We start from the raw sequence: 25835 nt of genomic DNA, 5'->3' as shown, positions 1-25835 counted from the left end.
TTCGCCCGTTCTCTGACCATTCTTCAGGTCTCCTGCCAGGCGCTGACAATCGGCCGGGGCGAGAGGGCGCGGCCTCTGCGCGCGAGCGGCCCCGGAAACGTAAGCTGTGCCACGTCACACGGACCGGGCAGCGGGGATGAACATGGCGATGATGCGCCTGAGGCGCGAGGACCCGCGCGTCGTCGGCTCGTTCAAGCTTCACCGACGGCTCGGCGCGGGCGGGATGGGCGTTGTCTATCTGGGCTCCGACAAGAAGGGGCAGCGGGTCGCCCTGAAGGTGATCCGTCCCGATCTGGCGGAGGATCAGGAGTTCCGGTCGCGGTTCGCTCGCGAGGTCTCGGCGGCGCGGCGGATCAGGGGCGGGTGCACCGCCCGGCTGGTCGCGGCGGACCTGGAGGCCGACCGGCCGTGGTTCGCCACGCAGTACGTGCCCGGTCCGTCCCTGCACGACAAGGTCGCCGAGGAGGGGCCGCTGGGTGCCGCGCAGGTCGCCGCCATCGGGGCCGCCCTGTCCGAGGGGCTCGTCGCCGTCCATGAGGCCGGGGTCGTGCACCGGGACCTGAAGCCGTCCAACATCCTGCTCTCCCCCAAGGGACCGCGGATCATCGACTTCGGCATCGCCTGGGCCACCGGTGCCTCCACGCTGACGCATGTCGGCACGGCGGTCGGCTCGCCCGGCTTCCTCGCGCCGGAGCAGGTGCGCGGGGCCGCGGTCACCCCGGCCACGGACGTGTTCTCGCTGGGTGCCACGCTCGCGTACGCCTCGATGGCCGACTCCCCCTTCGGTCAGGGCAGTTCCGAGGTGATGCTGTACCGCGTCGTGCACGAGGAGGCACAGCTGCACGGCGTACCGGACGCGTTGGGCCCGCTGGTGCGGGCGTGTCTGGCCAAGAATCCCGAGGAACGGCCCAGCACCCTCGACCTCTCCCTGCGGCTGAAGGAGATCGCCGCTCGGGAGGCCCATGGCGTCGTGGACGGGCGGCCGCCTTCGCCGCGCGCGGCTGAGGCGGACCGGCCCACCGGGCGGCTGCACGACACCACGTACCCGGACCGTGCCCAGCGGCGTCCGCAGGGGCAGCCGGGGACTCCGGCCCCCCGCGGGGCGGCCACCCCCTCGCGCGGGCCCGCGCCGGTGCGCGGCGGGTCGGGCTCACGGGGTGGCGGCTCCGCGCAGAACGGTGCCCCGTCCCGGAGTGGGACCGCCTCGCGGGGCACGGGCGCCGGACGCGGTGGAGGTGCGCCGTCGTCCCGGTCGGGGTCGCGGCCCACACCCGCCTCCCGGAACACGCCGGTCCCCCGCTCCCGTCCCGGCACCGGCAGCCGTCCCGCGCCTCGTAGCGGTACCGGCCGTCCTGCGCCCCGGACCACGGGGACCTGGCTGCGACCGGCCAATCCGCGCCTGCTGCGGCAACGGCTGTTCGTGTTCGTCGTGGTGACCCTGCTGGTGGCGCTGGGCATCGGCGTCGTACAGGGCTGCCAGGGACCGGCCCGTGGGCTCGGCGGCACCGGTGACGTCGTACGGGAGCCGCGGGCGGAGCAGGCACAGCACGAGCGGGTGCAGCACGAGCGGGTGCCGCCGGCCCCCGTACAGCAGCAGGAGCAGGCGGCCGTACGGGGGTGAGGGGCCCGAGGTCGCGCGGCCGGGTTCCTAAGGTGCAGGGCGGCCCGTGGCCACGGCGTAGAAGGCAACGGCTGCCGCGGCGCCGACGTTGAGGGAGTCGACGCCGTGGGACATGGGAATGCGGACCCATTCGTCGGCGGCGACCAGGGCCTGGGTGGACAGACCGTCGCCCTCGGCGCCGAGCATGAGGGCGACCCGGTCCATCCTGTGCGGAGCCGCCTCGTCGAGGGACCGGGCCTTCTCGTCGGGGGTGAGGGCGAGCAGGGTGAAGCCCGCCTCCCGGACCGAGTCGAGGCCCTTGGGCCAGGTGTCGAGGCGGGCGTACGGGACCGAGAAGACCGCGCCCATCGAGACCTTCACGCTGCGGCGGTAGAGGGGATCCGCGCAGTCCGGTGAGAGCAGGACGGCGTCCATCCCCAGGGCGGCCGCGGAGCGGAAGATCGCGCCGATGTTGGTGTGGTCGTTGACCGACTCCATGACGACGACGCGGCGGGCGGTCCGCAGGAGTTCGGTCGCCGTCGGCAGCGGCTTGCGCTGCATGGAGGCCAGCGCACCACGGTGCACGTGATAGCCGGTGACCTGCTCGGCCAGCTCGGGACTGACCGCGTAGACGGGGGCCGGGAGCTCGTCGATGACGTCGCGCATGACGTCGACCCACTTGGCGGAGAGCAGCATCGAGCGCATCTCGTAGCCCGCTTCCTTGGCCCTGCGGATGACCTTCTCGCCCTCGGCGATGAACAGGCCCTCGGCGGGCTCGCGCTTGCGGCGCAGCTCGACGTCGGTCAGGCCCGTGTAGTCGCGCAGGCGCGGGTCGTCGGGATCCTCAACGGTGATGAGATCGGCCACAGGGTGATACTGCCTTGTCCTGGATGCGGTGCCAACGGCTCGGTACGGGTTGTGTTACCCGGGGTTACTTGGTTGGCCGGGAACCCACCGTGACGACCTCGCCGATGACGATGACCGCCGGGGGCCTCACCTCCTCGGCGCGGACCGTCTCCGCGACCGTGGCGAGGGTCGCGTCCACCCTGCGCTGGGCGGCCGTGGTCCCCTCCTGCACGAGGGCGACGGGAGTGTCGGCGGGCTTTCCGTGCGCCACGAGTGTCTCGGCGATCCTGCCGATCTTGTCGACGCCCATGAGGATCACCAGCGTGCCGGTCAGCTTGGCCAGGGACGGCCAGTCGACCAGGGAGCGCTCGTCGTCGGGGGCGACATGGCCGCTGACCACGGTGAACTCGTGGGCCACACCGCGGTGGGTGACCGGGATGCCGGCCGCGCCCGGAACCGAGATCGAGCTGGAGATGCCCGGGACGACCGTGCAGGGGATGCCGGCCTCGGCGAGTGCCTGGAGCTCCTCCATGCCGCGGCCGAAGACGTACGGGTCACCGCCCTTCAGGCGGACGACCGACTTGCCCTGCTTGGCGTGCTCGATCAGCGCGTTGTTGATGGCCTCCTGGGCCATGTACCGGCCGTACGGGATCTTCGCCGCGTCGATCACCTCGACGTGGGGCGGGAGTTCGGCGAGGAGGTCGCGCGGGCCCAGGCGGTCCGCGATGACGACGTCCGCCTCGGCGAGGAGGCGGCGGCCGCGGACCGTGATCAGGTCCGGGTCGCCGGGGCCGCCGCCGACGAGGGCGACGCCGGTGGTGCGGGTGCGGTGGTGCGGGGCGACGAGGGTGCCGTCGCGCAGGCCCTCGACGACCGCGTCGCGGATGGCGGCGGTGTGGCGGGGGTCGCGGCCGCGGGCGTCGGAGGTGAGGACGGCCACCGTGACTCCCTCGGAGGTTCCGGTGGCAGGGGTCCATGCCGTCGCCTGGTCGGCGTCGTCGGAGCGGACACACCAGACGCGGTGGCGCTCCGCTTCGGCCGAGGCGTGGGTGTTGGCCTGGGTGTCGCTGGTGGCGATGAGGGCGTACCAGGCTTCGGTGAGGTCGCCTTCGGCGTAGGGACGTCGGTGCCAGGTGATCTCGCCTGCGTCCGCCATGGCTTCGACGGAGGGGGTGGCTTCGGGTGATACGAGGTGGATGTCGGCGCCTGCGGCGATGAGGGCCGGAAGGCGGCGCTGGGCTACCTGGCCGCCGCCGAGGACGACTACTCGGCGGCCGGTGAGGCGGAGGCCTACGGGGTAGGCGGGGTGTTCGGCCATGAGGGTGCGGCTCCTGTTGCGGCGGTGCGGTGGCCCTGACGTGCGGATCTTAAAGTGCGGGCGGGTGGGGCGGCCCGGGTGGTCCAGTAACTGGGCACCGTTGAGAAAGGGCCCAGGGCTGCCGTCCCGGGCTCCTCCCCCGCACTTCAGTGACCGCTACTTCTCCGTTACCCCCGCCGAGTCGAACGTCGCGACCTCGTGCATGGCGCGGGCCGTGCTCTGGACCAGCGGGAGGGCCAGAAGGGCTCCGGTGCCTTCGCCGAGGCGGAGGTCGAGGTCGACCAGGGGGCGGAGGCCCAGCTTGTTGAGGGCGGCCACGTGGCCCGGTTCGGCACTGCGGTGGCCGGCGATGCAGGCGGCGAGGACCTCGGGGGCGATCGCGCGGGCGACGAGCGCGGCGGCGCCGGCGCTGACGCCGTCGAGGATCACCGGTGTACGCAGGGAGGCGCCGCCGAGGAGGAGGCCGACCATCGCCGCGTGTTCGAAGCCGCCGATCGCGGCGAGGACGCCGATGGGGTCGGCCGGGTCCGGCTGGTGGACGTCGAGGGCGCGGCGGACGACCTCGGTCTTGCGGGCGAGGGTCTCGTCGTTGATGCCGGTGCCCCGGCCGGTGACCTCGGCGGGGTCGGCGCCGGTGAAGACGGAGATCAACGCCGCGGACGCGGTGGTGTTCGCGATGCCCATCTCACCGGTGAGCAGCGCCTTGTTGCCGGCCGCCACCAGGTCGCGGGCCGTCTCGATGCCCACCTCGATGGCCTGCTTGGCCTCCTCGCGGGTCATCGCGGGTCCGGTGGTCATGTCGGAGGTGCCCGCGCGGACCTTGCGGGGCAGCAGGCCGGGGGTCGCGGGGAGGTCCGCCGCGACGCCGACGTCGACGACGCAGACCTCGGCGCCGACCTGGGTGGCGAACGCGTTGCAGACCGCGCCGCCGCCGAGGAAGTTGGCGACCATCTGGGCCGTCACCTCCTGCGGCCAGGGGGTCACGCCCTGCGCGTGCACGCCGTGGTCACCGGCGAAGATCGCGACGGCCGCGGGCTCCGGGATCGGCGGCGGGCACTGCCGGGACAGGCCGGACAGCTGCGCGGAGATGATCTCCAGCATGCCGAGCGCGCCGGCCGGCTTGGTCATGCGCTTCTGCCGCTCCCAGGCCTCGCCGAGCGCCTTGGCGTCCAGCGGGCGGATCTGCGCGACGGTCTCGGCGAGCAGGTCGTGGGGCTCCTCTCCAGGCAGGGCGCGGCGGCCGTACGTCTCCTCGTGGACCACCCAGGACAGCGGGCGGCGCTTGGACCAGCCCGCCTGGAGCAGCTCGGGCTCGTCCGGGAACTCGTCGACGTAGCCCACGCAGAGGTAGGCGACGACCTCCAGGTGCTCGGGCAGCCCGAGCGCGCGGACCATCTCCCGCTCGTCGAAGAAGCTGACCCAGCCGACGCCGAGGCCCTCCGCACGGGCGGCGAGCCACAGGTTCTCCACGGCGAGCGCGGAGGAGTACGGGGCCATCTGCGGCTGCGTGTGACGGCCGAGGGTGTGGCGGCCGCCGCGGGTCGGGTCGGCGGTGACGACGATGTTCACCGGGGTGTCGAGGATGGCCTCGATCTTCAGTTCCTTGAACTGCTTCGCCCGGCCCTTCGGGAGGGACTTGGCGTAGGCCTCGCGCTGGCGCGTGGCCAGTTCGTGCATCGTGCGCCGGGTCTCGGCGGAGCGGATGACGACGAAGTCCCAGGGCTGGGAGTGGCCCACGGAGGGTGCGGTGTGGGCCGCCTCCAGGACGCGGAGCAGCACCTCGTGCGGGATGGGGTCGCTGCGGAAGCCGTTGCGGATGTCCCGGCGTTCGCGCATGACCTTGAGGACGGCCTCGCGTTCGGCTTCGTCGTAGGCGGGTGCGGCCGGACCGGTGGACTGTGCTGTTTCTTCCACTGCGGCCTTGCTCTCTTCCTGGTCGGCGGCCCTGGTGTCCAGGTCCTCCGCGTTCTGTACGACGTCCGGGTCGGGCTCGGCCACGCGGGGGGCGGGGACCGTCGCGGGTCCCTCCGGGGGGAGGGCGACCGGGTGGGGCGGGGTGGGGGCCAGGTGCGGGGCCGTCGGCACGGAGCCCTCGACCGGTACGAACTGGTTCAGGGGCTGGTGGGCGTGGTCCTGTCCGGGGCCCGACGGGATGGTGCTGGGGAGCAGGGCGGCCGCTGCTTCGTCCGGGGCCGGACCGGCGGCCTGGGCGGAGACGGCGTCCGGGGCGTGGGCCGGCGCGGGCTCTGCGTGCTCGGGGGCCGCGTCCTCGGGGGCGGACGCGGGTGCCTGCTGTACGTCAGGGGCTTCGACGACCACGGCGGTCTCGGCGGTCTCGGCGGCCTCGGCTCCGGGTGACTGCGTGTCCTGCTCCGGCCGCTGAGCGGGGCTCGCGTCCTGGGCGGGCGTGGTGACCGGTGTCGGCATCTGCTGCGGACCCTGGCTGGGCTGGACGTCCCCGGTGGGCTGGGGGGCCGCGGGGGGCCGGGTGTCCGGGGCCGGTTGACCGTCCGGGGTGGGCAGGGCGCTCTGGCCCTGGGGGGCGTGGCCCGCTTCCGCCGCCCGCGGAGACGGCTGCTCGGCGGAGACAGCGAGGGGCGTCTCGGCGAGGGGGGCCTCCGGGGCGGGCGGTGCTGAGCCTTCGGCGAAGTGCGGCGCCGTGGTCGTCCCGGCTGCCGGAGGGAAGGGCACGGCCTCGGGGGTGTGAGGCGCGACCTCGGGGGTGTGAGGCGCGACCTCGGGGGTGTGGGGCGCTGCCTCGGGGGCGTCAGGTGTGGGGACAGCCGTCTCCGGCGTGGGGGCAGTGGTCTCGAACACAGGAGTTACGGCTTCGGGGGTTGCGGCTTCCGGGGTGGGTGCTGCGGCCTCGGGGGCGATCGCGACGGGCGGTGCTTCTGCGGCGGCCACTTCGGCTTCAGCAGCCGGCACGGGTGCGCCGGCGGCGGTCGGCTCAGCGGCGGGTACGGGCGCACCGGGAACGGTCGGCTCAGCGGGCAGCACGGACGCGGCGGGGGCGGTCGGCTCAGCAGGCGGCACGGACGCGCCGGGAACGGTCGGCTCAGCAACCGGCGCGGCGCCAGGCACAACTCCCTCAGCGGCAGCCACGTCGGCACCAGCCACCGGCGCCTCAGCGGGCGCGGGCGCGCCTGGCGCGGTGGCCTCAGCGGCGGCCACAGCCGCAGCGGGCACCGCACCGTCAGAGAGGGCCACGGCTGCGTCCGGCGCCGGGGCAGCCGGCACCTCGGTCGCCTCGGTCGCCTCAGCCGCGTCGGCCTGCGGCGCTACGGGCGCGGTGTCGGCGTCCTGTTCCGATGCCTGCGGAGTCTCGGGGGCTGCCGCGCCGGTCGGCGGAACGCTCTCGGGGTCGACGGCTCCGTCGGCGGCCTGCGGTGCCTCCGGGTCGGTTCCCTCGGCAGCGTGCGGAGCCGCGGCCACGGTCACGGCAGGGGTGGGCGCGGTTTCCGCTACGGCGTTCCCGGCACCCTCCTCCGAGGCGTGCGCTGGGTCGGGGGACTGCCCCACTTCCGGCGTTCGCTCGGCTTCGTGGTGGGTGGCGTCGGCGGTGGTGGCTGCTCCAGGCACCTGCTGTACGGCATCCGCGGCCACGGCCTCACCAGGGACCTGGCCGCCATCGGCTTCGGGAGCCTCCGGATCGGCACCGGCAACCACTGCGGCCTGGGTGACCTCCTGACCGGCACCGGCACCGGCGACGACTGTGGCGTCGGGCACCTGCCCGGCCTCATCACCTGGAGCAACCTCGGGAGCCTCGGCCTCACCGGTGACGGCACCGGCGTCGGCGACGGGCTCGCCCTCCGCGGCGGCACCCTCGGTCGTCCGAGCAGCACCCGCGACAGCCGGCGCGTCCGCGTCGGCGCCCTCGGCAGCCGTCCCGGCGCCCACGTCGGCACCCTCGGCCTCGGCAACTCCCTCCGCGGCCGCTCCGTCACCGTCGACCGGCGCCACAGTCGCCCCGGCCTCCTCGACGGAAGCCGCGGGGACCTCGGCCGCCGCGGCGTCACCGGTCACACCGTCCCCAGTGCCCGGCGCCGCGGCGACCCCGGCCGCGCCCTCCCCGGCATCCGGCGCTCCAGAGACCCCCGCCTCCGTGTCGTACGCCGGTTGTGGGGCCGTAGCGGCCACGGCCTCCGTCGCGACGCGGGCGACGAGGGCCTGGGCCGCGCCCGGCGGCTCGGGGTCGTGCCCGGCTGTGTGCTCGAGCGTGGGCGCCGGTGCCGGAACAACCGTTTCGGCAGCTGGGGCCCCTGCGCTCACCTGGGTCTGTGCCACAGCCTGTGCGCCCCACGGTGGAGCGCCCTGCGGGGGCACGTCGAGGTACTCGGGGCCGGTCGTCGGCGGGCCCGGGTGGCGTACCGGGGCGCCCGCGGGGCCGCGGTCGGCGAGGGAGCGGACCGGGCTGGCGGAGGTGTCGGGGATGGGCGGGCCCAGGTGCAGGGGGCGGCGCGGCGGGACCGAGGCCGAGGAGGGCGTCGGGTTGGGCAGGCGGACGGCGCTGAGGTCGACGGAGCCGCTGTCGCGGCCGGACATCTCGTGCGGTCCGGGCTCGTGGACGGCCTCGACCACCGGCTCGGGGGGCGGTGGTGCGACCTCGTTGCCCCACGCGCTCTGGGCGCCGGGCAGGAGCAACAGGTCCTCGTCCTCGGCTGTGGTCTCGGAGAGGTAGGCGTACGCGCCGGGTGCGGAGACGCCCGGCTGTTCCACCGTGCCTGCGCTCTCCGGCTGTCCCTCGGCCGGGACCTGGCCGGTGTCCGTCATGCGTACCCCTCGCCCATCGGTTAGTGCTCCTACGACCAGCTCACCCGGAACGGCGCACCGACCGCCCCGCAGTGAAGAACGAGCGTGCGTGCCCAGCGGCACGAACGACCCGCCCGGAAAAGGCGACAAAGCCATTCAGTGGCATTGTCGCGGTCGTTCCCCCGTCACGACAGCTTGATCCGCAACAGCTCGCTGTGGACTGCGCCACGTTGCGCGTCCTCCGGTTCTGCCGTACCACACCCACCCCAAAAGGGGCGTGTTTTCCGGACATTGGTGAACGAAGTTCGGGCCACCCGGTGCGGTACAACGATCGGCCAGCCTACCGCGCGCGGTATGACAACAGGATCACGGGGCGCGATCCGGGAGAGCCCCACTGAGCAGGAACGAGACGCTCCGCTCCTTCTCCGTCCAGGCCCTGATGTCGAGTTCCACGGACTGCAGGAGGGCGCACTCGGCGACGTAGCCGTGCTCGGTGAGGGTGCGGCCGACGAGTTCGGCGGTGTCACGGCTGACGGCGTGCGTGACGATGCGCTGGGGGCGCCGGTCGGCCACCGCGGACACCACCGCCGCTCCCCCGCCGCCGACGCGTACGACGTCCGGTTCGGGAAGGTTCTCCAGGACGTGCGGGGCGGTGCCTTGGACGATCTGGAGCTGGACACCGAAACGGCGTGCGGTGGCGTCCGTGCGGGCGCACGCCCCCGGGTCCTGGTCGACGGCGATGACGGCGGCGCCGGCCCGGGCGGCCTCGACGGAGAAGGCGCCGCCGCCGCAGCCGATGTCCCACACGAGGTCGCCGACGCGCGGGCCCAGGCGGGCGAGTTGTGCGGCACGCAGCATGTCCGTCTCGCCCTCGCCCAGGTGCCCGCCGCAGGCCTGTGCGGGCAGGGCCCAGCCGCGCGGGCCGACGCCGGGGTCGCGTCCGGAGATCCAGCCGCCGTCTCCGCCGGCGCCGACGGGGCCGCCGATGACGATGACGACGTTGGGGTCGCGCCAGGTGTGGTCGGCGGCCTTGTCGGAGGTGACGACGGTGACCTGCTCGCGCGCGGTGCCGAGTTCCTCGCAGATGACGAAGGTGCGGTGGACGCCCTCCATGAGCAGGCCGAGTTCGGCGGGTCCCGCGCCGGGCGAGGTGAGGACGGCGACCTTGGTGTGGGCCCGGCATACGTTGACCGCGCGTCGCAGGGTGCGGCGGTGTGCGACGACCACCTGGGCGTCGTCCCAGGGCATCCCGGCGCGGGCGAAGGCGGCGGCGACGGAGGAGACGGCGGGGACGACCTCGACCTCGAGGCCGAACTCGGGCGCGCGCAGGGTCCGTACGACGCCGAAGAAGCCGGGGTCGCCGTCGGCGAGCACGACCGCGCTGCCGCGGTGGGCGGCGATGCGGCGGGCGGCGAGGGCGACGCTGCCGAGGCGGATGCGTTCGGCGGAAGGGGGCAGCTCGGGCAGCGCCAGATGGTGGGCGGCGCCGGCCACGAGGGTGGCGGCACCCAGGGCGGCGCGTGCCGCGGCGGTCAGCGGCGAGCCGTCCCAGCCGATCACCGTGACCCGATCGGCCATCGTCGTCAGTCTCCTGGGGTTTCACGCAGGTCGTCAGTGGCCGGCCCGGGGGCGGGCGGGCTCCGTGAGAGTACCTGGTCGTGCCGGGAGCGAGCGGAGGCGACTGCGCCTGCCTCGGTCCGGGTCGGTCAGTTCCAGTCGGAGTAGCTCGTGAACCCGCCGCTCTCGGCGAGCTCTTCGCCCGTGCCGTGCAGGTCCTCCAGGTCCTCCGGCAGGAGGCTCCACACGATGAAGTCGGTGCGTACGTCGGTCCACGTGCCGTCCTCGGCACGTGCGCGGGCTATACAGGCGTTGCGCAGGACGCCCTCGCTGATACACCCGATCTTCTGGGCGACCTGCTGCGAGGCGGTGTTCCCGGCCGCCGTGCGCAGTTCGATGCGCTCGAACTTCTGGTCCGTGAAGAGCCACTGGGCGGCGGCGAGGGCGCCCTCGGAGGCGTAGCCCTCGCCTCGGGCCCAGGGGGCGATGACGTACGACAACTCGGTGGAGCGGATGTGCCAGTTGGTCTTGCCGAGCTGGATGACGCCGACCAGGCGCTGGGTGAGGAACTCGGTGACCGCGAGCTGGAGGCCGCGTCCCGCGGTGCGCTCGGTGGGGGCGTGCCCGGTGACCCAGGCGCGGGCGACGTCCTCGGTGAAGGGCTGGGGGACGCTGGTCCAGGCCACCACCTGTTCATCGTTCATCATCTCGGTCAGGGCGGCGACGTCGTCTTCGTCAAGGGGACGCAGCACCAACCGCTCCGTGCTGATGGAGATGTTGGGGAAGGTGCTCGTCATGCGCCGCTCCGTAACCTTCGAAACCTTCGGGACCTGCTGAACTGCCCAGCATGCAGCATGGAAGCACCGAACCGCACCCCTGGGGCCCACTCCCGGTGAGGAAGCGGACCCCGTGCGTGGTCATGCGGGGGCGACGGCTCAGAAGGAGGGAAGGACCGAGCCGGCGTACTTGTCCTGGATGAACTTCTCCACCTCGGGCGAGGTGAGGAGCTTGGCGAGCTTCTTGACCCGCGGGTCCTTCTCCTGGCCCTCCTTGACGGCGAGGAAGTTGCCGTAGGGGTTGTCCTTCGGGGACTCCAGGACGAGGGCGTCCTTGGAGGGCTTCAGGTCGGCCTCGATGGCGTAGTTGCCGTTGACGACGGCGGCGTCCACGTCGTTGAGGGAGCGCGGGGTCTGGGCGGCTTCCAGCTCCTTGAACTTGAGCTTCCTGGGGTTCTTGGCGATGTCCGCGGGGGTCGCCGAGTTGCCCGCGCCGTCCTTGAGGGTGATGAGACCGTGGGCGGCGAGCAGCTTCAGGGCGCGCCCCTCGTTGACGGTGTCGTTCGGGACGGCGACGGTGGCGCCGCTCTTGAGGTCGTCGGCCTTCTTGACCTTGTGGGAGTAGAGGCCGAGGGGCTCCAGGTGGACCGTGACGACGGGCACGATGTGGGTGCCGTTCTTCTTGTTGAAGTCGTCGAGGTACGGCTGGTTCTGGAAGTAGTTGGCGCCCACGGAGCCGTCCTCCGTCGCCGTGTTCGGCGTGACGTAGTCGGTGAACTCCTTGACCTCCAGGTCGAGGCCCGCCTTCTTCGCCAGGTTGTCCTTGACGAAGTTCAGGATCTCGGCGTGCGGGGTGGGGCTCGCCGCGACGATCAGCGGGCCGTCGGTGGAGGCGGAGTCCTGGCCCCCGCCGCAGGCGGTGAGCCCGAGGGTGAGGGCTCCGGCGGCGAGGGCGGCGGTGGCGAGCTTGGCGGCGTTACGCACGAAAAGTGCCTTTCCTTATGGGTGGTACGGCCCCGCGACGGGTGAGCGGGGAGACTGAGGGGGGTCGGAGCGGCCCGAGGGTGATCGGAGCGGCCCGAGGGTGCTCAGGCGACCTTGCTGACGTCCGCGGCCGGGGAGGAGACCCCGGCCTTGAGCAGGCGCAGCTTCGGCGCGGGACCCGAGCGGCCGCCGCGGCGGTGCAGGGAGCGGGCCGCGAAGTCGCCGGCGAACTGGATGACCGAGATGACGACGGCGAGGATCGCGACGGTGATCCACATGAGGTCGGTCTCGAAGCGCTGGTAGCCGTAGCGGATGGCGATGTCGCCGAGGCCGCCGGCGCCGACCGTGCCGGCCATCGCGGAGTAGCCGATGAGGGCGACGATCGTGGTGGTGGTGCTGGAGATCAGGGACGGCAGGGACTCCGGTACGAGCACCTTGCGCACGACCGTCCAAGTGTTGCCGCCCATCGACTGCACGGCTTCGACGAGCCCGCCGTCCACTTCGCGGACAGCCGTCTCGACCAGACGCGCGAAGAAGGGGATGGCGCCGATGGCGAGGGGCACGATGGCGGCCTCACGGCCGATGGTCGTCCCGGTGATCGAGCGTGTGAAGTTCATCAGCGCGACCATCAGGATGATGAACGGCATGGAGCGGGCCACGTTCACGATCTGCCCGATGACCTTGTTGGCGACGACGTTCTGGAGCAGTCCGCCCCGGTCGGTGAGGACGAGCAGCACGCCGAGCGGGAGTCCGCCGACGACGGCGATGAGCGTGGACCAGCCGACCATGTAGAGCGTGTCCCAGCATGCCTGGGACAGCAGGGGCTGCATCTGGGACCAGGTCACTTCGCGCCCTCCTGCACCAGCGCGGGCCGCTCCTGGCCCACCACGTCGATCTGAAGGCCCTGTTCGCGCAGGAAGCCGATGGGCACGACGTTGTCCTCGTACTGGCCGGGCAGTTCGATGCGCATCCGGCCGACCTGGAGGCCGCCGACGGTGTCGATGGCGGCGCCGAGGATCGATATGTCGATGTTGTAGGTGCGCGCGAGCTGGGAGATGACGGGCTGGGTGGCGGCCTCGCCCTGGAAGGTGACGTCCACGACGGTGCTGTCCTCGCCTTCGGCCTCGCCGTCGACCGGGAAGAGGGCGGCGGCCAGTTCGGAGTCCGGGGTGGCGAGCAGCTCGCTGACCGTGCCGGACTCGACGATGCGGCCCTGTTCCATGAGGGCGGCCGAGTCGCAGATGCTCTTGACGACGTCCATCTCGTGGGTGATGAGCAGGACGGTCAGTCCCAGCTGCCGGTTCAGGTCGCGCAACAGCTGGAGGATCGAGCGGGTGGTCTCCGGGTCGAGGGCGCTGGTGGCCTCGTCGGAGAGCAGCACCTTGGGGTCGCCGGCGAGGGCGCGGGCGATGCCGACCCGCTGCTTCTGGCCGCCGGACAGCTGGGCCGGGTAGGACTTGGCCTTGTCTGCGAGACCGACCAGGTCGAGGAGTTCGAGCGCCTTGCGGGAACGTTCCTTCCCTGATGTGCCGAGGATTTCCAGCGGCAGCTCGACGTTGTCCTGCACGGTCCGCGTGGAGAGCAGGTTGAAGTGCTGGAAGACCATGCCGATACGGCTGCGCGCCTGCCGCAGCTCGCGGCCGGCGCGGGGTCCGCGGCCGGCGAGTGCGGTGAGGTCCTGGCCGGCGACCGTGACCGTGCCGGAGGTGGGGCGTTCCAGGAGGTTGACGCAGCGGATGAGCGAGGACTTGCCGGCGCCGGACTGGCCGATGACGCCGTAGACCTCGCCCTCGCGGACGTGCAGGTCGACGCCGTCGAGGGCGGTGACCTCGCGTCCGCGTGAGCGGTAGACCTTGGTGAGGCCCGATGTGGTGATCACTGGGTTTCCGTCACTGTCGAGGGCGGGCGTGGGTGTGCCCGCGCGCGGGGTGGGGGGAGGCATACGTCCGCGCACGGTTCTCGTCTGTGCCGTGCTACCGGGGAGAACGTGTGCGCGGGGCGGCTTCGTCACGTACGGCGACAGCGCACGGACATGCCACGGCGGCTCGCTTCGGGGCGCGAGCTCGGGGTGGTGCGGGGGCCCTCTAGAAGGCGCACATTCGACACGTACAACGAGCACCGGGCGTCAGGGTCGCCTCGGTCGCAGGGATGCGGCAGCTCGTGGTGGTCATGCGATCAGTAAAGCAGACCCATGGTCCTGACCAAGCACGAGTGTCCGCATGCTGGACGGTGGTGGACAGGGGGCGCCGATGGTGGGGCCGGCCCGCGCGGCGGCCGATGACCAGTGACGACAAGACGTACGGGTTCTTGATCGACGAGGCCCGTCGAAGGCGGCGGACCTGCCCGGCTGTGGTCAAGCCCACGGCCGTGGGCCCGGCGGCGGGGGTCCGTTTCGGCCGTAATAAGGTCGCAGCATGCTTGATGCCCTGACGCTGGCGACCGGTGTCGCCGCGCTGCTGCTCGCCGCCTGGTGCGGCTGGGCGGCCTACCGCGACCAGCCGACGAAGGACTGGCACTTCATCGGGATGGCCGTGGTCTCCGTACTGGCACTGGTCCAGCTGGTGATCGGGATCGTGCAGCTGGCGCGGGGCGAGAAGCCGGAGCAGGGCACGACGATCTTCGTGGCGTATCTGCTGGGGGCGTTCGCCTGCATCCCGGCGGCCGGGTTCATGTCGCTGGCCGAGCGGACGCGGTGGGGGTCGGTGACGGTCGCCGCCGGCGGTGTGGTGCTGGCGGTGCTGGAGGTGCGTCTCTATGACATCTGGGGCGGATGAGATGGAAGCGACCAGGACGCGGCTGATCAGCGGGCCGGGCATCCTGCTGGTGTGGCTCTACGGCGTGATGGTCGTCGGGGCGGTGTCGCGCTCCGTGTACCAGATCGCGACGGAGTTCGACCGGGCGCCACTGGCGTACTCACTGTCGGCCGTCGCCGGGGTGGTGTACGGGTTCATCACATACACATTGGTGCGAGGTGGGGAGACCGCCCGCAAGGCTGCGCTGGTGTGTTGTGCGGCCGAGCTGGCGGGCGTGCTGATCGTGGGGACGTGGACGCTGCTGGAGCCGTCCGCCTTCCCCGACGCGACTGTGTGGTCGAAGTACGGGATGGGGTACGTGTTCATTCCCGTGCTGCTGCCGGTGTCCGCGCTGTACTGGTTGCGGAAGGCTCGCACGGAGCAGCAGGTGGACTGAGGGGCGCCTCGCGCCCCTCTTGGTCATGCCGTTTGCGCGTAAGCCCCCGCCGGCTTCTCCAGGACGATCATGAGGACGCCGTCGTTGCCCTGGGACGTGCCCACCGTTTCGTAGCCCACGCGGCGGTAGAGGCGGAGGTTGCCCTCGCTGCGGTGGCCGGTGTGGAGGCGGAACTTCGTGGCGCCGCGTTCCCCGGCGAGGGCGGCTTCGGCGGCGCGCAGGAGTCTCGCGCCGATGCCGTGGCCCTGGAGGCGCGGGTGGACGCAGAGCTTGCCGATGGAGGCCGCGCCGTCCTCGGTGACGCTGCCGCGGACCGAGCCGACCACCTCCTCACCGAGCCGGGCGACGAAGACGCAGTCGGAGGCGACCTCCTGCCGGACCGAGTCCAGGGTTTGGACGAGCGGGTCGATGCGGTAATTCCCGTACAGCGCCGCTTCGCTCTGGAAGCACAGGTACTGCAGCCTGAAGATCTGCTCGACATCCTGCTCGGTCGCCACCGAGATGGTCACGCTCATGCCCATGTGCGCACGCCTCCCGCTCACCTGATCGCCATTCGTCCCTCACTCCTATCCCCGCGCTTCGCGGGCCGCAACCTCCGATACGAGCAAACGACGGAGACATCCCAGACATCTGGAGCGTTCCGGTCCGAGACTTCCCTGTGAGATACCCAACTCCCCCGCGATCTCCCGGTATGTGAGGTCATGCGGAGAGAGCAGTGCCTCCATCAGACGCGGGCAGCGGCCGGGCAGCCGGCGCACCGCCTCGCGCAGGGCGCGGCGGCGGGCGGCGGCGAGGGCGAGGTGCTCGGGGCCGCGGTCGGTCTCGTCGGCGGGCTCGGTGACGTACGGCCGTTCGAGGCGGGTGGTGCGCCGGGTGCGGCGCGACTCGGAGCGGACGGCCCTGCGCAGCCAGCCCGGTGGGTCGAGGGGCGGGCCGTCGGCGTCCAGGCGCTCCAGGAGGCGCAGCCAGACCGTCTGTTCCAGGTCGCCCGGTTCAGTACCGGTGGCGTGGGCCTCGGCGGAGGCCTCCGCGGCGAGCAGGGGACTCAGGGTGGCCAGCAGTTGGTGCTTCATGTGCGGCACGACGCGGCCGCCCGGGCTGAGGTTGCCCGGGCGGGCCGGCTGTCACCCCAACGAGTCGATCAGCCGTTGACGAAGTCCTCGCGGGCCAGCAGGCCCGTGTCGGGGTTGTCGGTGAAGACGCCGTCGATGCCCGTGGCGAAGTACGTTCGGAAGGCGCCGAAGGAGTCCCCGTAGGCGTCCGCGTCCGTGCCCTTGCGGAAGTCGGCGGGCAGGAAGGGGTTCTCGTTGCGCATGGTGTACGGGTGCAGGATCAGGCCCCGCTTGTGGGCGTCGGCGACGAGCGTGGTCGGCGTGGTGAGGTTGCCGTCGGCGTCCTTCGGGATGACCAGGTCGAGGGTCGGGCCGATGCCCTGCGCGTAGCCGGCGATCTCCCGGAGGCCCTTGGGCGTGATCAGGTCGGCGACCGTGCGCGGGTCACCCGTCTCGACGAAGTCCCACGGGCGGCTGTTCGCGCCGGAGAGCAGGACGACGAGGGGGTTGTCGACGAGCTTGTTGAGGCGCTGGATGCTGGTCGGTTCGAAGGACTGCAGGATGACGGGTGAGGTGCGCCGGTCCTTGCCGTACTTGTGGAGCAGCTTGGCGACCCGCTCCTCCAGTCCCAGGCCCAGCTTGCGGAAATAGGTGGGGTGCTTGGTCTCGGGGTAGATCCAGACCTGCTTCCCGCGCTTGCGGGTCTGCTCGTCCTGCCACTTCAGGACCTCTTCGAAGGTGGGGATGTCCCAGCGGCCGTCGTAGAGGGTGTTGTGCGGCCGGTTGGCCGGGATGCGCTCGATCGCGCGCAGGGTCTTGAGCTCGCCGAGGGTGAAGTCCTCGGTGAACCAGCCGGTGGTGGGGACGCCGTCGAGGACCTTGGTGGTCTTCCGGCCGGCGAACTCGGGGTGGTCCGCGACGTCGGTGGTGCCGCCGATCTCCGGTTCGTGACGGCAGACCAGGTGGCCGTCCCTGGTGGGGACGAGGTCGCCGGCCTCGACGATGTCGGCACCGAGGTCGAGGGCGAGCTGGTAGGAGCCGAAGGTGTGTTCCGGCCGGTAGCCGCTGGCTCCGCGGTGCCCGATGACCGTCGGCACGGGCAGGCTCTTCAGACCGCCGCCCGTGTATTGCGCGCCCGCGGCTCTCGCCGGACCGGCCATCCCCAGGACCGCTCCGCCGGCGCCGAGGACCGCCGCGCCGAGGAGTGCCCGGCGTCCGGTCGTGCCCGTTTGTCCGTTCGACTCCTGCGTTCCCATGAGCGCCCTCCTTGGCGTCGACCTGTCAGTGCGCGCCGATCGTAGGGGCGTGCACATGACGGAAGGGAGGCCTTGTACGGAACACAGGGGTGACACGTGATGGCGTATGGGAGGCGAGTGATGACGGTCCGTCGGCTTCGGGCGGGCCGACAGGGGTACGCGGAGGTCGGAGGCGGTCGGACCGCGGTGGGGCGATGTCCGTCACATCGTGGCGTCCCGGTTACCCGCGGGCGGCCCAACGACGCCGCAGGTAAACGTACGTCAACAGTGCGTAAGACCTCGGTGTCCCGATGTGCGCCACCCCGGGGACCGCGAGTATCGTCCTCACCTGCACAGACTCATACAGTTCTCGGCATCGGAGGAACCGTTGTCCCGCTTCGCGCTCATCAAGGCAGTGCTCGGACCGATCATGCGCCTGATGTTCCGCCCCCGGGTGGAAGGCGTGGAGCACATCCCGGGGGACGGCCCGGTGATCCTCGCCGGGAACCACCTCACGTTCATCGACTCGATGATCCTCCCGCTGGTGTGCGACCGGCAGGTCTTCTTCATCGGCAAGGACGAGTACGTCACCGGCAAGAGCCTCAAGGGCCGGCTGATGGCCTGGTTCTTCACCGGCGTCGGCATGATCCCGGTGGACCGCGACGGCGGCCGGGGCGGTGTGGCCGCGCTGATGACCGGCCGCCGGATCCTCGAGGAGGGCAAGGTCTTCGGCATCTACCCGGAGGGCACCCGCTCCCCCGACGGCCGTCTCTACCGCGGCCGCACCGGCATCGCCCGCCTCACCCTCATGACGGGAGCGCCCGTCGTGCCGTTCGCCATGATCGGCACCGACAAACTCCAGCCGGGCGGTGCGGGTATGCCGCGGCCGGGGCGGGTCACGGTCCGGTTCGGGGAGGCGATGGAGTTCTCCCGCTACGACGGCATGGACCGCGACCGCTATGTGCTGCGGGCGGTGACCGACTCCGTGATGGCCGAGGTCATGCGGCTGTCGGGGCAGGAGTACGTCGACATGTATGCGACGAAGGCGAAGGCGGCGTAAGTCGTCTTCAGGGCGCGGGTGCGCGGGGGGTTCACCCCCGCGGCAGAGCCGCACCGTGACGGCCCTACTGTTCGGTGTCCAACCGTTGACCTCGCAGCAGGAACCACGCTGCCACCGCCGTCGCCAGCAGGATCGCCGCGCCCGCGCCCGAGGCGATCGCGAGGCCGTCGACGAAGGACTCCCGGGCCGCGGAGAGCAATTCGTGCGCCGTGTCGGACGGCATCGTCGCCGCCGCCTCCATCGCACCGCCCAGTGACTCGTGGGCCTCGTCCGGTGCGCCCGCGGGGGCGGGGAAGCCTCGGTACACCCCCGTCACGATGGAGCCCAGTACGGCGATGCCCAGGGCGGCGCCGAGTTCGTAGGCCGTCTCGGAGACCGCCGAGGCGGCTCCCGCCTGTTCCTTGGGGACCGAGGACAGGATGACGTCGGCGGTCACCGTGAACGAGAAGCCGGCGCCGACGCCGACGAGCAGCAGGGCCGTGCCCAGGGCCGGGTAGCCGGTGGACTGGTCGATCAACGTCAGGACACCCAGGGCCACGCCGATCGCCGCGAGGCCGGCGGAGACCACCGCGCGTACGGAGAAGCGGCGGGCCGCGCGACCCGCCACCAGTCCTGCCGCCACCGCGCCCACTGCGGCGGGGAGTTCGGCCAGGCCCGCCTCCAGTGGGCCTCGGCCCTGGACGAGTTGCAGGTACTGGGAGAGGAAGAACACCAGACCCGACATGCCGAGGATGGTCAGCAGATCGGACAGGACCGCCGCGCTGAGGCCACGGTTGCGGAACAGGCGCATGTCCAGCAACGGGACCGGCAGGCTGAGCTGACGGCGTACGAAGCCGACCAGCGCGGCCGCGCCGAGCAGACCCACGGCCACGCCCTCCCCGGTGACGCCGTGGGCGGCGGCCTCCTTGACCGCGTAGACCACGCCGATCATGCCGACCAGGGACAGCAGGACGCTGGGCAGGTCCCACGGGCCGGGGTCCGGGTTGCGGGACTCCGGCAGCATGCGGATGCCGACCAGGACGAGGACCGCCATCACGGGCAGGTTGATGAGGAAGACCGAGCCCCACCAGAAGTGTTCGAGCAGGAAGCCGCCGACGATCGGGCCGACGGCCGTGCCCGCGGACGCGGTGGCGCCCCAGATCCCGATGGCGAGGCTGCGCTCGCGCGGATCGTGGAACAGGTTGCGGATCAGCGCGAGCGTCGCGGGCATCAGGGTGGCGCCCGCGACACCGAGGAGCGCCCGGGCCAGGATCAGCAGCTCGGGGCTGCCCGCGTAGGCGTTGAGGACGGACACCGCGCCGAACACCGTGGCGCCGACGAGCAGGATCCGCTTGCGGCCGATGCGGTCGCCGAGGCTGCCCATCGACACCAGCAGGCCGGCGATGACGAAGGAGTAGACGTCACCGATCCACAGCAGTTGGGTGCCGGTCGGCTTCAGGTCCTCGCTGATGTAAGGGGTGGCGAGACCGAGGACGGTCGCGTCCACGGCCACCAGCAGCACGGCGAGCACGAGGACGCCGAGCGCGAGCCAGCGGCCCGGGCGCTTCACCGCCTCGGTCGGGGTGTCCCCCGAGCTCTCGGCTTCGCTCGAGCAGGGGGTGCCCCCACGCCGCACGGTGCTGGTCATGATTCCTCTCTCCGGAGTGCGCCGCCGAGCATCAGCTCGACGATCATGTGGGTGAAGTCCCTGGGGGCCACGCGGCCTTCCAGCACCGCCCAGGCGCCGGAGGCCAGCAGGCCGTAGAGCGCCTCGGTGAGCCAGGCCGGGGTGAGGTCGATACGGAACTCGCCGGTCGCCTGGCCGCGCCGGAACAGGGCCGCGATGCGGTCGTCGATCCGGGTCCAGCCGGCGTTCTGCTGCTCGGCCTCGAAGAGCTGGTTCTCGGTGTAGAGGAAGGCGAGGAGGCCGGCGGACGGCTCGATCTCCCGCACCAGCCGCCGTACGGCGTCGCTCGCGGGCCCCTCGTCCGGGCGGGCCGCGTCCAGTGCCGCCTCGCACTCCGCGATACCGAGTGCCTCGAGGGCCCGGACGAGCGCGTCCCGTCCGGCGAAGTGGCGGTGCAGGGTGGCGCGGCTGATTCCGGCGGCTTTGGCGACCTCGTCCATCGTGGCGGTGGACTTGCGGGTCAGCAGGGCCGCGGCGGTACGCAGGACGTGGTCACGGTCGACAGGCATGAGACAACTGTAGCGCACGTGAGACATTGATGTCTCATACAGGGCATGTGTGACTCATTACTCACCGTCAACGGGCATGGCGCCGCCGGGTGGAGAGAGTGCGTGGGGCTCAGTGCCAGGGCAGTTCCGCGCGCCGCTCCCAGTAGGCGCGGGGGTCCTCGACGAGCGTGGCGAGGCGGGTGAGCTGGTCGTCGTCGAGATCGACGACTGCCGCGTGCAGGTTCGAGGCGAGCTGAGTGAGGGTCGCGGCGCCGGAGAGGACGACGCCCGCCCAGGGGTGCCTGAGGATCAGGGCGAGGGCGACCGCGTCGCAGCCGAGGCCGGTGTCCGCCGCCACGGCCTTCAGGGCGGCCGGTGCGTTCGGCTCCGCCAGCCGGCCGTTGGCCATGCCTTCCTTGACGATCACCGTGAGCCCGGCGTCGTGAGCCTCGGAGAGGGCGGCGGCGGCCGAGGTCTCCAGGGCGTTGTACGTCGACTGGACGGTACGGAAGAGGGGCTCGCCGTCGACCGTCACGGCGAGCGCGGCGCGGATGGCGTCGGCCTGGGCGGGGCCGCTGGTGGAGAAGCCGACCGTGACGCCGCGGGCCGCCGCTTCCGCGAGCTTGGCGTGGAGTTCCTTGTCGGTGAGGGCAGGGCTGTCCGGGGTCACCGAGTGGATCTGGTAGAGGTCGAGCCGGTCGCCGAGCAGCTCGGCGGTCTCGGCGCGCTGACGTTCGTACGTCTGTGCGCTGTGGTCCTTGACCTCGTGCTTCTCGGCGTCGGTGGTCCAGTCGGCGGTGTAGGTGTAGCCCCATTTGCTGCCGATGACCACGTCGTCGACGCCGGGGCGCTCCTTTAGCCAGTCCGCCAGGAACTCCTCGCTGCGGCCGTAGGAGCGGGCCGCGTCGAAGTAGCGGACGCCCTGGGCGTAGGCGGCGTCGAGGAGTTCGTGGGTGCGGGCGCGGAGGGCTTCTACGGTGCGGTTCTCTCCGAGATCTTCGTCCCGGCCGATGTTGATGTAGCCGGGGCGGCCCACTGCGGCCAGGCCGAAGCCGATGTGGCAGGTGGGCGTTGTCGCTGTGGCCAGGCGGGCGAAGGGCATCGCGGGCTCCGTGGGTCGGCTTTCGGCTCGTGACCAACGTAACCCGGGATGACCTTCGCCTCACGGGATGGATTGTGTGGCGATTCGGCGGGTGCGGCGTCGTCGTGGCTTGTCGCGCAGTTCCCCGCGCCCCTTTCAGGGACGTTGCACTCAGCCCTGCTTCTTGGCGGCCGCCCACTCGTGCTGGGCCGCCACGTCCGCCTTCACCTCAGCCAGCTGGGTCGCCACTGCGCTCGGGGCCGTGCCGCCTCGGCCGTTGCGGGAGGCCAGGGCGCCGGGGACGTTGAGGACGGTGCGGACCTCGGGGGTGAGGTGGGCGCTGATCTTGGCGAACTGGTCGTCCGTGAGCTCGTCGAGTTCCTTGTCCTCGGCCTCGGCGACCTTCACGCACTCGCCGGCGACCTCGTGCGCGACACGGAAGGGCACGCCCTGCTTGACCAGCCACTCGGCGATGTCGGTGGCGAGGGAGAAGCCCGCGGGGGCCAGCGCCTCCATGCGCTCACGGTTGACGGTGAGGGTCGCCATCATGCCGGTGAAGGCGGGGAGCAGGACCTCCAGCTGGTCGCAGGAGTCGAAGACCGGCTCCTTGTCCTCCTGGAGGTCACGGTTGTAGGCGAGGGGCAGGGCCTTGAGCGTGGCCAGGAGGCCGGTCAGGTTGCCGATGAGGCGGCCGCTCTTGCCGCGCGCCAGCTCCGCGATGTCCGGGTTCTTCTTCTGCGGCATGATCGACGAGCCGGTCGAGAACGCGTCGTGCAGGGTCACGAAGGAGAACTCCTTCGTGTTCCAGATGATGACCTCCTCGGCGATCCGAGAAAGGTTGACGCCGATCATCGCGGTGATGAAGGCGAACTCGGCCACGAAGTCGCGGGACGCCGTGCCGTCGATGGAGTTGCCGACGCTGCCGTGCTCGAAGCCGAGGTCCTTGGCCACCGCCTCCGGGTCCAGCCCGAGGCTGCTGCCGGCCAGGGCGCCCGAGCCGTACGGCGACACGGCCGTCCGCTCGTCCCACTGCCGCAGGCGCTCCGCGTCCCGGGACAAGGACTGTACGTGCGCGAGGACGTGGTGGGCGAAGAGGACCGGCTGGGCGTGCTGGAGGTGGGTGCGCCCGGGCATCGCCACGTCCGGGTGGGCCTCCGCGAGGCCGATCAGGGCGTCCTGGAGGTCGGCGATCAGACCGCCGATGATGCGGGCGTGATCGCGCAGGTACATGCGGAAGAGCGTCGCGACCTGGTCGTTCCTCGACCGTCCGGCGCGCAGCTTGCCGCCGAGGTCGGGACCGAGGCGCTCCAGGAGGCCACGCTCCAGGGCGGTGTGGACGTCCTCGTCGGCGATGGTGCCGGTGAACTCACCCGAGGCCACGTCCGCTTCGAGCCGGTCCAGGCCCGCGAGCATGTTCGCCAGCTCGTCGTCCGTGAGCAGCCCCGCCTTGTGAAGCACGCGCGCGTGGGCGCGGGAGCCCGCGATGTCGTAGGGCGCCAGCCGCCAGTCGAAGTGGACGGACGCGGACAGCTTCGCCAGCGCCTCGGCGGGACCGTCGGCGAAACGGCCGCCCCAGAGTCGGACGTCACCGCTGTTGCTGCTCACTCGCTGTGCTCCTCGGACGTAATGGGTGTCATGCATGATTATGCAGACCTCCGCATGGTTCGTCAATCGGGCTCGGATGCCCAGGGCGCGACTCTCAACGATGGAAGTCGGGAGAAGTTTTTGAAGGTGCTTTGAACAACGGCAACCGCTTACTCGTACTCAACTCCGAACGCTGGCGCCGCGTTTGTAAACCCACTCCTGACCCAAGTGAGGCATCCGCATGTCCAGGGCTCTTCCCAAGTACAACAAGCGTCGTGTGGCGATCATCGGCGGCGCCGTCGCTCTGGCTCTGTCCGGTGCGGTGGTCGTCAACTCCGCCCTCGCCGGAGAGACGCCCAAGGGCGGCACCACCAACGCCAAGACGCTCGCCAGCCCGGGCACCATCTCCTGCCCGGACGTGGCCTCGAAGCTGCCCGCCGTCCCCGCCTCCGCCAAGGCCGAGGTGGACAGAAACCTCGCACTGCTCCAGACGCAGATCGCCGAGGCCAACAAGCGGCTGGTCGACACCGTGGGTCAGGGTGGGCCGAACTTCGTGCAGAACGCCATCCTCGGCCCCCTCGAGGACAAGCGCGTCTCCACCGTCAACCGCATCGCCACCGCGATCGGCCGTACGGCCGCGAAGCCGCAGGGGCTCGACGCCCTCGCGCCGTGCGCCCTCAACGGCGCCGCGGGCCAGCAGGCGGGCGGCAACGCGGGCAACGCCGGGAACAACGGCAACGCGGGCAATGCCGGGAACAACGGCAACATGGGCAACGCCGGGAACAACGGCAACGCGGGCAATGGGAACAACGGCAACGCCGGGAACAACGGCAACGCCGGAAACGCGGGCAACGCCGGTGCCGCGGGCACCATCTCCTGCCCGGACGTGGCCTCGCAGCTGCCCGCTGTCCCCGCCTCCGCCAAGGCCGAGGTCGACCGCAACCTCGCGCTGCTCAACACGCAGCTCGCCGAGGCCAACAAGCGCCTGGTCGACACCGTGGGTCAGGGTGGCCCCAACTTCGTCCAGAACGCCATCCTCGGCCCGCTGGCGGACAAGCGGAACTCCACGATCGACCGCATCGCCATCTCGATCGGCCGCCAGGGGACCAAGCCGCAGGGCCTGAACGCCCTCGCCGCGTGCACGCTCAACAAGTGACGTGACGGATGCCGTGGCCGCACCGGGAGGAACACCGACCGGGGCGGCCACGCAGGCGTTCGGGCAGCTTCGTCGGACATGTGAGCGTCCACCGTCAATAATCGTCAGACATGGGAAAGACCTATCAGCGCATAGACGGAAGGCTCCGTACGTTCATCGAGGAGCAGCCCCTCTTCTTCACCGCGACCGCGCCCCTCTCCGGCGACGGCACGGTCAACCTCTCCCCCAAGGGCCTCAAGGGATCCTTCGCGGTGGTCGACGAACACACCGTGGCGTACCTGGACTTCGCCGGATCCAACGCCGAGACGATCGCGCACCTGCGCGAGAACGGGCGCATCACCCTGATGTGGTGCGCGTTCCAGGGGCCGCCGAACATCGTGCGGGTGCACGGCCGCGGGGCGCCGGTCTTCCGGGACGACCCGCGCTTCCCGGAGTTCCTCGCCCACTTCCCGGACATCGACACCACCCAGCACGGCCTGCGCGCGATCATCGTGGTGCGGGCCGAACTCGTACGGGACACCTGCGGGTACGCGGTGCCCTTCATGACGTACGACGAGGACCGGGATCTGCACGGCAAGCGCTTCGCACGGGAGGACGACGCGTCGCTGAGCGCGTACTTCAGCAAGAAGGACCACGTGGCCAGCAGCCTGGACGGGCTGCCCGGACTGCCGTTGCCGCTTCCTCCCACTCCTGCCGAATGACCGATTTGCTGGAATACCCCCTTCCGTCATGATTGTCCCCTGGCGTGGGCCGAATCATCGGGGACACATGGGGGGGGATTCATGTTCCGACCCACTCACGAACCACAGAGCAAACGCCACGTCCGTAGCTCGTACTTCGTCGTCGGCGAGGGTGCCCTCGCCGACACTGCGGACGACGGCCCGGCGGAGCCCGCGCCGCTCTCCGACGTCGCCGCCCTGCGCAGGTTCCGGTTCTCCCGGCTGGGCCCCAAGGCCGAGGAGTCCCAGCAGCTGGACCGGGCCACCCGTCAGGCGCTCGCCGAGGCGATGACGGACCGCGCCCAGACCCAGCCGAACACGAAGGACCGGACCGTACCGGCCGGCTTCACCTACCTGGGGCAGTTCGTGGACCACGACCTGACCCTGGACGCGACGGCCGCCCATCTGGAGGACGACATCACCGTCGGGCAGCTCCTGCAGGGCCGCTCACCCGCGCTGGACCTCGGCAGTCCCTACGGCCTCGGCCCGAACCACCCCTTCGACCGCCGGTTCCACCAGGACGACGGCATCCGGCTGAAGACCGGAACGACCGCCCCGGTCCCGGGCGACGACCGCACCAACCGCGCCCTCGCCGGCTTCGACCTGCCCCGGGTGGGGGTCGGCTCGCTGATATCCGAGCGGCGCCGGGCGCTGATCCCTGACCCGCGCGACGACGAGAACCTCGCCGTCGCCCAGATCCAAGCGCGACTGCTCAACCCGGTGGGCGTGTGAGGCGCGGGCAGCGCGGGGTTCGTCCGGACGGACCTCCCCG

General features: G+C 71.6%; 22 protein-coding genes. 7 read left to right on the top strand and 15 right to left on the bottom strand.

The window, feature by feature from the left end:
- Nucleotides 1-136: 136 nt before the first annotated feature.
- A complete protein-coding gene (locus IG99_RS06380; RefSeq protein WP_051864962.1) occupies nt 137-1621 on the top strand; it encodes a serine/threonine-protein kinase in 1485 nt (494 codons plus the stop codon).
- A gap of 27 nt (nt 1622-1648) precedes the next feature.
- Here IG99_RS06380 and IG99_RS06375 read toward each other — a convergent pair whose 3' ends face one another.
- The 8 genes from IG99_RS06375 to IG99_RS06330 all read right to left on the bottom strand — a co-directional run bounded on the left by IG99_RS06375 (nt 1649) and on the right by IG99_RS06330 (nt 13712).
- The gene (locus tag IG99_RS06375) at nt 1649-2467 is read right to left on the bottom strand and encodes a TrmH family RNA methyltransferase (protein WP_037670681.1); all 819 of its coding nucleotides are present in this window, start codon (nt 2465-2467) and stop codon (nt 1649-1651) included.
- Nucleotides 2468-2531: 64 nt separating this feature from the next.
- Nucleotides 2532-3764 (bottom strand): uroporphyrinogen-III C-methyltransferase, encoded by a 1233-nt coding sequence (cobA, locus tag IG99_RS06370; protein WP_037670679.1) that lies wholly within the window; start codon nt 3762-3764, stop codon nt 2532-2534.
- A gap of 156 nt (nt 3765-3920) precedes the next feature.
- The gene (cobT, locus tag IG99_RS44080) at nt 3921-8537 is read right to left on the bottom strand and encodes a nicotinate-nucleotide--dimethylbenzimidazole phosphoribosyltransferase (protein WP_051864961.1); all 4617 of its coding nucleotides are present in this window, start codon (nt 8535-8537) and stop codon (nt 3921-3923) included.
- Between the two features lie 345 nt (nt 8538-8882).
- Nucleotides 8883-10094, bottom strand: coding sequence for a precorrin-6y C5,15-methyltransferase (decarboxylating) subunit CbiE (gene cbiE, locus IG99_RS06350; RefSeq protein ID WP_037670678.1), 1212 nt, complete (start codon nt 10092-10094; stop codon nt 8883-8885).
- 128 nt (nt 10095-10222) lie between these two features.
- Nucleotides 10223-10870: a GNAT family N-acetyltransferase gene (locus IG99_RS06345; RefSeq protein ID WP_037670675.1), complete on the bottom strand. Its 648-nt coding sequence runs from the start codon at nt 10868-10870 to the stop codon at nt 10223-10225.
- A 138-nt stretch (nt 10871-11008) separates the two neighbouring features.
- Nucleotides 11009-11833: a MetQ/NlpA family ABC transporter substrate-binding protein gene (locus tag IG99_RS06340; RefSeq protein ID WP_037670674.1), complete on the bottom strand. Its 825-nt coding sequence runs from the start codon at nt 11831-11833 to the stop codon at nt 11009-11011.
- 104 nt (nt 11834-11937) lie between these two features.
- A complete protein-coding gene (locus tag IG99_RS06335; RefSeq protein WP_037670673.1) occupies nt 11938-12678 on the bottom strand; it encodes a methionine ABC transporter permease in 741 nt (246 codons plus the stop codon).
- Nucleotides 12675-13712 carry a methionine ABC transporter ATP-binding protein gene (locus tag IG99_RS06330; RefSeq protein ID WP_037670671.1) on the bottom strand — a complete coding sequence of 346 codons (1038 nt, stop codon included), beginning with the start codon at nt 13710-13712 and terminating at the stop codon, nt 12675-12677. Before IG99_RS06330 ends, IG99_RS06335 begins: the two co-directional genes overlap by 4 nt.
- A 535-nt stretch (nt 13713-14247) precedes the next feature.
- On the opposite strand from IG99_RS06330, the gene IG99_RS06325 reads away from it, so the two are divergent.
- Nucleotides 14248-14607, top strand: coding sequence for a hypothetical protein (locus IG99_RS06325; RefSeq protein ID WP_037670670.1), 360 nt, complete (start codon nt 14248-14250; stop codon nt 14605-14607).
- Nucleotides 14588-15022 carry a hypothetical protein gene (locus tag IG99_RS06320; protein WP_199815458.1) on the top strand — a complete coding sequence of 145 codons (435 nt, stop codon included), beginning with the start codon at nt 14588-14590 and terminating at the stop codon, nt 15020-15022. The genes IG99_RS06325 and IG99_RS06320 overlap by 20 nt, the downstream gene beginning before the upstream one ends.
- 23 nt (nt 15023-15045) lie before the next feature.
- Here IG99_RS06320 and IG99_RS06315 read toward each other — a convergent pair whose 3' ends face one another.
- The 3 genes from IG99_RS06315 to IG99_RS06305 all read right to left on the bottom strand — a co-directional run bounded on the left by IG99_RS06315 (nt 15046) and on the right by IG99_RS06305 (nt 17330).
- Entirely contained in the window at nt 15046-15543 is a 498-nt protein-coding gene (locus IG99_RS06315) for a GNAT family N-acetyltransferase (RefSeq protein WP_037670668.1), read from the bottom strand.
- A 45-nt stretch (nt 15544-15588) separates the two neighbouring features.
- Nucleotides 15589-16095 (bottom strand): sigma-70 family RNA polymerase sigma factor, encoded by a 507-nt coding sequence (locus IG99_RS06310; RefSeq protein ID WP_037670667.1) that lies wholly within the window; start codon nt 16093-16095, stop codon nt 15589-15591.
- 68 nt (nt 16096-16163) lie between these two features.
- Nucleotides 16164-17330, bottom strand: a complete 1167-nt coding sequence (locus tag IG99_RS06305; protein ID WP_037670665.1) for a glycerophosphodiester phosphodiesterase — start codon at nt 17328-17330, stop codon at nt 16164-16166.
- Nucleotides 17331-17697: 367 nt separating this feature from the next.
- On the opposite strand from IG99_RS06305, the gene IG99_RS06300 reads away from it, so the two are divergent.
- Entirely contained in the window at nt 17698-18369 is a 672-nt protein-coding gene (locus IG99_RS06300; protein WP_037670663.1) for a lysophospholipid acyltransferase family protein, read from the top strand.
- Nucleotides 18370-18433: 64 nt separating this feature from the next.
- Here IG99_RS06300 and IG99_RS06295 read toward each other — a convergent pair whose 3' ends face one another.
- The 4 genes from IG99_RS06295 to argH all read right to left on the bottom strand — a co-directional run bounded on the left by IG99_RS06295 (nt 18434) and on the right by argH (nt 23209).
- A complete protein-coding gene (locus IG99_RS06295; protein WP_078947558.1) occupies nt 18434-19996 on the bottom strand; it encodes an MFS transporter in 1563 nt (520 codons plus the stop codon).
- A complete protein-coding gene (locus tag IG99_RS06290) occupies nt 19993-20544 on the bottom strand; it encodes a TetR/AcrR family transcriptional regulator (RefSeq protein WP_037670661.1) in 552 nt (183 codons plus the stop codon). Before IG99_RS06290 ends, IG99_RS06295 begins: the two co-directional genes overlap by 4 nt.
- Before the next feature lie 109 nt (nt 20545-20653).
- Nucleotides 20654-21625, bottom strand: coding sequence for an aldo/keto reductase (locus IG99_RS06285; RefSeq protein WP_037670660.1), 972 nt, complete (start codon nt 21623-21625; stop codon nt 20654-20656).
- A 150-nt stretch (nt 21626-21775) separates the two neighbouring features.
- The gene (gene argH, locus IG99_RS06280; protein WP_037670658.1) at nt 21776-23209 is read right to left on the bottom strand and encodes an argininosuccinate lyase; all 1434 of its coding nucleotides are present in this window, start codon (nt 23207-23209) and stop codon (nt 21776-21778) included.
- Nucleotides 23210-23429: 220 nt separating this feature from the next.
- Here argH and IG99_RS06275 point away from each other — a divergent pair, with 220 nt between their 5' ends.
- From IG99_RS06275 to IG99_RS06265, 3 genes are all read left to right on the top strand, one after another.
- A complete protein-coding gene (locus IG99_RS06275; protein ID WP_037670656.1) occupies nt 23430-24344 on the top strand; it encodes a hypothetical protein in 915 nt (304 codons plus the stop codon).
- Between the two features lie 110 nt (nt 24345-24454).
- Nucleotides 24455-25045, top strand: a complete 591-nt coding sequence (locus IG99_RS06270; protein ID WP_037670653.1) for a pyridoxamine 5'-phosphate oxidase family protein — start codon at nt 24455-24457, stop codon at nt 25043-25045.
- An 81-nt stretch (nt 25046-25126) separates the two neighbouring features.
- Nucleotides 25127-25795 carry a peroxidase family protein gene (locus tag IG99_RS06265; protein ID WP_051864959.1) on the top strand — a complete coding sequence of 223 codons (669 nt, stop codon included), beginning with the start codon at nt 25127-25129 and terminating at the stop codon, nt 25793-25795.
- Nucleotides 25796-25835: the final 40 nt, after the last annotated feature.

It is taken from the genome of Streptomyces griseus subsp. griseus (genome assembly GCF_000720255.1).
In the GTDB taxonomy this organism is placed as follows: domain Bacteria; phylum Actinomycetota; class Actinomycetes; order Streptomycetales; family Streptomycetaceae; genus Streptomyces; species Streptomyces griseus_I.
This window is presented reverse-complemented; position numbering and strand designations above follow the sequence as displayed.

Bases quoted from the DNA above. Each gene is read 5' to 3' on its own strand.
- IG99_RS06380 (WP_051864962.1), top strand. From the start codon at position 137: ATGAACATGGCGATGATGCGCCTGAGGCGCGAGGACCCGCGCGTCGTC.
- cobA (WP_037670679.1), bottom strand. From the start codon at position 3,764: ATGGCCGAACACCCCGCCTACCCCGTAGGCCTCCGCCTCACCGGCCGC.
- cobT (WP_051864961.1), bottom strand. From the start codon at position 8,537: ATGACGGACACCGGCCAGGTCCCGGCCGAGGGACAGCCGGAGAGCGCA.
- cbiE (WP_037670678.1), bottom strand. From the start codon at position 10,094: ATGGCCGATCGGGTCACGGTGATCGGCTGGGACGGCTCGCCGCTGACC.
- IG99_RS06345 (WP_037670675.1), bottom strand. From the start codon at position 10,870: ATGACGAGCACCTTCCCCAACATCTCCATCAGCACGGAGCGGTTGGTG.
- IG99_RS06325 (WP_037670670.1), top strand. From the start codon at position 14,248: ATGCTTGATGCCCTGACGCTGGCGACCGGTGTCGCCGCGCTGCTGCTC.
- IG99_RS06320 (WP_199815458.1), top strand. From the start codon at position 14,588: ATGACATCTGGGGCGGATGAGATGGAAGCGACCAGGACGCGGCTGATC.
- IG99_RS06315 (WP_037670668.1), bottom strand. From the start codon at position 15,543: ATGGGCATGAGCGTGACCATCTCGGTGGCGACCGAGCAGGATGTCGAG.
- IG99_RS06310 (WP_037670667.1), bottom strand. From the start codon at position 16,095: ATGAAGCACCAACTGCTGGCCACCCTGAGTCCCCTGCTCGCCGCGGAG.
- IG99_RS06305 (WP_037670665.1), bottom strand. From the start codon at position 17,330: ATGGGAACGCAGGAGTCGAACGGACAAACGGGCACGACCGGACGCCGG.
- IG99_RS06295 (WP_078947558.1), bottom strand. From the start codon at position 19,996: ATGACCAGCACCGTGCGGCGTGGGGGCACCCCCTGCTCGAGCGAAGCC.
- IG99_RS06290 (WP_037670661.1), bottom strand. From the start codon at position 20,544: ATGCCTGTCGACCGTGACCACGTCCTGCGTACCGCCGCGGCCCTGCTG.
- IG99_RS06285 (WP_037670660.1), bottom strand. From the start codon at position 21,625: ATGCCCTTCGCCCGCCTGGCCACAGCGACAACGCCCACCTGCCACATC.
- IG99_RS06275 (WP_037670656.1), top strand. From the start codon at position 23,430: ATGTCCAGGGCTCTTCCCAAGTACAACAAGCGTCGTGTGGCGATCATC.
- IG99_RS06270 (WP_037670653.1), top strand. From the start codon at position 24,455: ATGGGAAAGACCTATCAGCGCATAGACGGAAGGCTCCGTACGTTCATC.
- IG99_RS06265 (WP_051864959.1), top strand. From the start codon at position 25,127: ATGTTCCGACCCACTCACGAACCACAGAGCAAACGCCACGTCCGTAGC.